Source organism: Calditrichota bacterium, assembly GCA_014359355.1.
GTDB lineage: Bacteria > Zhuqueibacterota > Zhuqueibacteria > JANLFK01 > Oleimicrobiaceae > Oleimicrobium.
In genome coordinates this window covers 1-4,736 of the sequence record JACIZP010000210.1, presented here as the reverse complement: position 1 = coordinate 4,736, position 4,736 = coordinate 1, and the positions used below count along the sequence as shown (strand labels likewise).

General features: G+C 60.3%; 6 protein-coding genes. All 6 read left to right on the top strand.

Annotation, left to right across the window (positions count from 1 at the left end; genetic code table 11):
- Positions 1-13: 13 nt before the first annotated feature.
- Positions 14-253, top strand: a complete 240-nt coding sequence (locus tag H5U38_09560; GenBank protein MBC7187267.1) for a hypothetical protein — start codon at positions 14-16, stop codon at positions 251-253.
- Between the two features lie 10 nt (positions 254-263).
- A complete protein-coding gene (locus H5U38_09555) occupies positions 264-1,574 on the top strand; it encodes an extracellular solute-binding protein (protein ID MBC7187266.1) in 1,311 nt (436 codons plus the stop codon).
- A gap of 6 nt (positions 1,575-1,580) precedes the next feature.
- Positions 1,581-2,522 carry a sugar ABC transporter permease gene (locus H5U38_09550; GenBank protein ID MBC7187265.1) on the top strand — a complete coding sequence of 314 codons (942 nt, stop codon included), beginning with the start codon at positions 1,581-1,583 and terminating at the stop codon, positions 2,520-2,522.
- Positions 2,519-3,361 carry a carbohydrate ABC transporter permease gene (locus H5U38_09545; GenBank protein ID MBC7187264.1) on the top strand — a complete coding sequence of 281 codons (843 nt, stop codon included), beginning with the start codon at positions 2,519-2,521 and terminating at the stop codon, positions 3,359-3,361. The genes H5U38_09550 and H5U38_09545 overlap by 4 nt, the downstream gene beginning before the upstream one ends.
- Before the next feature lie 63 nt (positions 3,362-3,424).
- Entirely contained in the window at positions 3,425-4,387 is a 963-nt protein-coding gene (locus H5U38_09540; GenBank protein ID MBC7187263.1) for a glycosidase, read from the top strand.
- Positions 4,384-4,736: hypothetical protein (locus tag H5U38_09535; GenBank protein MBC7187262.1), on the top strand; the 353-nt coding region annotated here is incomplete at its 3' end. The genes H5U38_09540 and H5U38_09535, both read left to right, overlap by 4 nt.

Here is a 4,736-nt window from a genome sequence, read left to right as displayed (position 1 = left end):
GGAAGAGATTGCCATGTGGCGCGATCACTTTCTCGCGGAACTCATGCTCCGGCAGCTGCGAACCAATTCCGACCCAGGCTTTTCCCTGCGCCGCCATCTGCAGCAACTCCGCGGGCGTTACGCCGTGGAGCGCAACCTCCAGCCGCTACAGTCGGTAGCTCTGACGCGCATTCCGCTGGTCGGCGTGCGGCCAGGTCAGTACGGGGCGCTGGCGGTCCCGCCCTGGCCGATGTTGGACGAAGGGGAGCAATGAGCAGGCGAGTATGAACGTGCGCCATTCTCACTTCAAGCTCATGCTCGCCGCGGCAGTGGTTTGCAGCCAGCTGCTTCTGCTCACCACCTGCGCCAAGAAGACTGCGAGCAGCGCGAGCCACCTCGTCTACTGGTCAGCGAACAACCAGTACGAAGTCGACTTGGCCAGAGAGCTTGTGGCGCGATGGAACTCCCTGCACCCGGAGAGCCCGGTGACCCACCAACCGGTGCCAGAGAGCCAGTCCACCGAAGAAGCGATCCTGGCAGCCGTGGTAGGCAAAACTACCCCCGACGTCTTTTCCAACATGTGGCCGGGGGACGTGGAGGCCTACGCCCGCGCCGGCCAGCTTGTGGCCTTGGACACCTTCCCCGACTTTGCTGAGGTGATCGGCGCTCGTGTGGACCCTGCACTCTTGGATGAGGCCCGGTCATCCGATGGCCATGTCTACCAGATACCGTGGAAGACAAACCCGGTCATGGTCATCTTCAATCGGAAAATGCTTGCGGAAGCGGGTTACGACCATTTCCCGAGGACTTACTCCGAGTATCTGCAGGCGGCAGAGAGAATTGTGCGCGACACCAACGGAGATGGCCACATCGATCGCTGGATGGGCATCACCGACATCCGCGCCCTATGGTGGCAGCGTTTCTTTGACTTCTACCCTCTCTACATCGCGGCCACTGGCGGCCACACCCTCCTTGAGGATGGCAAGATAGCCTTTGACAACCAGCAGGCGGTTGAGGTGTTCACCTTCTTGCAGACGCTTTTCGCTCGCGGCTACTTTCCCAAAGAGCGCATGGTCGGACGCACCGACGTCTTTTTGCAGGGCGTTGTGGCATCGCGCTTCACCGGGCCCTGGGAGATCAGGCATGCGGAGAAATTCAAGCCGGAGGGCTTTGTTTACGACTTTGCTCCAGTGCCACGCCCGGATGGGGTGAGCGGGCCAGTGTACACTTACGGCGACATCAAGAACATCGTCATCTTTCGCAATACCCGCCGCCCGCGCCTGGCGTGGGAGTTTGCCAAGTTCCTGGTCAGTCGCGAAGCCGACCTTCTCCTTCTGGAGATGACCGACCAGCTCCCGTTGCGGGCTAACCATCTGGAAGACCCGCTCTATGCTCCTTACTTCGCCAAGAGCCCTTTCATGAAGCGCTTTGCCGATCAAGCGCGATTTGTGCGGGGGACCGACACCAGCCCAGTGCTCAAAGAGATCTTTGACATACTGTCCAACGAGTTTGAAGCCTGCGTGGTCTACGGGGTCAAGACGCCAGCAAAGGCCATTCACGACGCTGCTCGGCAAGCGCGGCTGGTATTGGAGTAGCCGGCGATGGACGCACGCCCGATCACCTCGCGCACCTCCCCAGTGAGCCCCCAGACCGGACGTCTGAGCGTTGGCCAAGGCAGAAGACGCCATACTGCCAACGCCGGCTATGTGCTCGTGCTCCCTTACATAGCGCACTTCTTGACCTTCGTCGCCTTTCCTTTGGTCTTTTCCTTCGTGCTCATTTTTCATCGCTGGGACATCCTGTCACCCATGCAATGGATCGGCCTCGGTAACGTGCACCGCCTGCTTCACGACCGTCTCTTTTTCCGGGCCCTGGCGAATACCGGCGTCTTCTTGCTCATTCACATTCCCCTGCAGATCGTCATCGCCCTCGCCTTGGCAGTCTTCCTGAATCAGAAACTCCGCTTGCGAGGCTTTTTCCGTGCGATCTTTTTCCTCCCTGTGGTGGTTTCAGGGGTAGTGACCACCATGCTCTGGGACAGCCTTTATGCGCAAGACACGGGAGTGTTGAACAATGTGCTCTCCTCGCTGGGCCTCGGCCGCGTTCCCTGGCTGACAAGTCCGACCATGGCGATGCCGTCCATCGCGATCATGGCCACCTGGAAGAATGTGGGGTTGTACATCGTGCTCTTCTTGGTGGGCCTGCAGAGCGTGCCGCAGCACTTGTACGAGGCTGCCGACATCGAAGGCGCCTCGCCGTGGCGCAAGTTCAGGCACATCACCTTGCCGATGATCAATCCCACCGTGGTGATGGTCGTGATTCTCTCCACCATTGGTGGCTTCTCGCTGTTCATCGAGCCCTACATCATGACCGGGGGCGGCCCGATCCGCAGCACCCTCTCGGCCGTGCTCTACATCTACCATCAGGCTTTCCAGTTCAACCACATGGGATATGCCGCGACACTGGGGTTTTTCTTCGCCCTCATCGTGTTCATGGTGGTGCTCCTCCAGAAGAGGGTAGTGGAGCAGGAGACCGGCTTATGAAAACGTCCCGGCTACGTTTCCTTCGGACCGCCACGAAGGGCAGCCTCTACGCACTTCTTCTCTGCTGGAGTCTGGTGTGTCTCTACCCGTTTGTCTGGATGCTCTCGGCGACGGTGCGGCCAGAGGTTGAGATCGGCCGCCTGAACCCCATTCCAGGCAAGCTGACCCTTGAGAGCTACCGTCTCGTGTTCAGCAAGATCCCCATCGCGCGAGCATTTGCGAACAGCCTCTTCGTGTCGTTCTCCGCCACCGCAGGGGTGCTGATCTTCACCTCGATGATTGGCTACGCGCTCTCACGTCTGCGTTTCCGGGGCCGCGATGGGCTCTTCGCCGTGGTGCTGTTCACCATGACCCTCCCCTTCCAGATCACGCTCATTCCCACCTACGTGCTCATGGTTAAGTTCGGCTGGAACGACACCTACTACGCCCTTATTGTGCCGTACATGATCAATGCGTTCGCAATTGTAGTCTTTCGGCAGTATTTCAAAAGCGTGCCGCAGGACTTGTTGGATGCAGCACGGATCGATGGCTGCTCTGACTTTGGCATCCTCTTTCGCATCATGTGGCCCTTGTCCGTGCCGGCGTTGATTACCGTGGCTATTCTCACCTTCATGAACATCTGGAACGAGGTCCTTTGGCCAATCATCGTCATTCGCAAATGGGAACTGATGACCATGCCGCAGTTGGTCGCGCTCTTTGCGGTTGGGGGCAAGGCAGAGGGCTTGTTGGGTGTGCGCCTGGCTGCCGCAGCGCTACTGGCTCTACCCATCATCATTGCCTACGCCTTTTTCCAACGCTACTTCATTGCGAGCATGGCCACCACAGGCCTGAAGAGCTGAGGCTTACGTTTAAGAGTACACAAGGTGGATCGGAACGAGAAAAGAGGAGGTGCGGATACGCGTATGAAAGACGTCGCAGACTTTGGACAGTTCTCTGAGCTTTTCCGTCGCCATCCCAGGAACCCGATTCTGACCGCTTCTGATTGGCCGTACCCGGCCAACGCGGTCTTTAACCCTGGTGCAGTGCAGTTCGACGGCGCGACGTTGTTGCTTGCCCGCGTGGAAGACATGCGCGGCTTCTCCCACTTGACGGTGGCCCGCAGCGCCGATGGTGTCTCCAACTGGCAGATTGACCCGCAGCCGACCTTTCCTCCTGACCCAGGGCATCACCCTGAGGAGCTGTGGGGCGTGGAAGATCCGCGGATCGTGTGGTTAGAGGAGCTGGAGCGCTACGCCATTACCTACACTGCTTTCTCGGAACGTGGTCCGCTGGTCTCGCTGACCATGACCAAGGATTTTCGCACCTTCGAGCGGCGGGGCCCAATCATGCCGCCCGAGGACAAGGATTCATCGCTTTTTCCCAGGCGCTTCAAAGGGCGGTGGTTGCTCATCCATCGCCCCATGCCGGTGACTCCCGGGGCCGGGGCGCACATCTGGGTGTCCTATTCGCCTGACCTCACGCACTGGGGCGACCACAGGATCCTGCTGGAAGCGAGGCAAGGCGGGTGGTGGGACGCGCGCAAGATCGGCCTCAACACGCCGCCCATTGAGACGCCCGAGGGATGGCTCATCATCTACCACGGCGTGCGCACCACTGCTGCGGGGGCCATCTACCGCCTGGGGCTTGCCCTGTTGGACCTCGATGAACCGACGCGGGTTATATCTCGGTCGGATAGTTGGGTCTTCGGGCCGCGCGAGCTGTACGAACGCGTCGGCGACGTGGCCGACGTGGTGTTCCCATGCGGCGCGATCCTTGACCCGGTCACCAAGGAAATACGCCTCTACTACGGAGCGGCAGACACCACCATTGCCCTGGCTACCGCAAACCTGAGTGATCTCCTTGCGCACCTGAAGGGCAAGAAGTGAAGTGGCAAGTGGCCCGTCGAGTGCCCGGAGGCAGGGACCGGCCCAAGGTCGCGTTTAGGGCATGGATGTCGTCCGCGGGCATCCTCGGCGTAGCGCTCGTGTCGTTGGTTTGCGCCCCGCGCAAGCCTGCTCCTTCTCAGGTTCCGCTGGTCAACTTTGCCCATTTGGACCACCTGTGCGAATGGGCGACGATGGGCGGCGACTCGGTGGTCATCCTGCACGTCTACGCCGAGCACCCAGACTACCACTGGGTCGCCGCACCATCGGAGGGCATAGCCTGTGTGGACGACGCCGCGCGCGCCGCAGTGCTCCTCGTGCGCTATGCGAGCCTCACCGGCGATACCTCGCG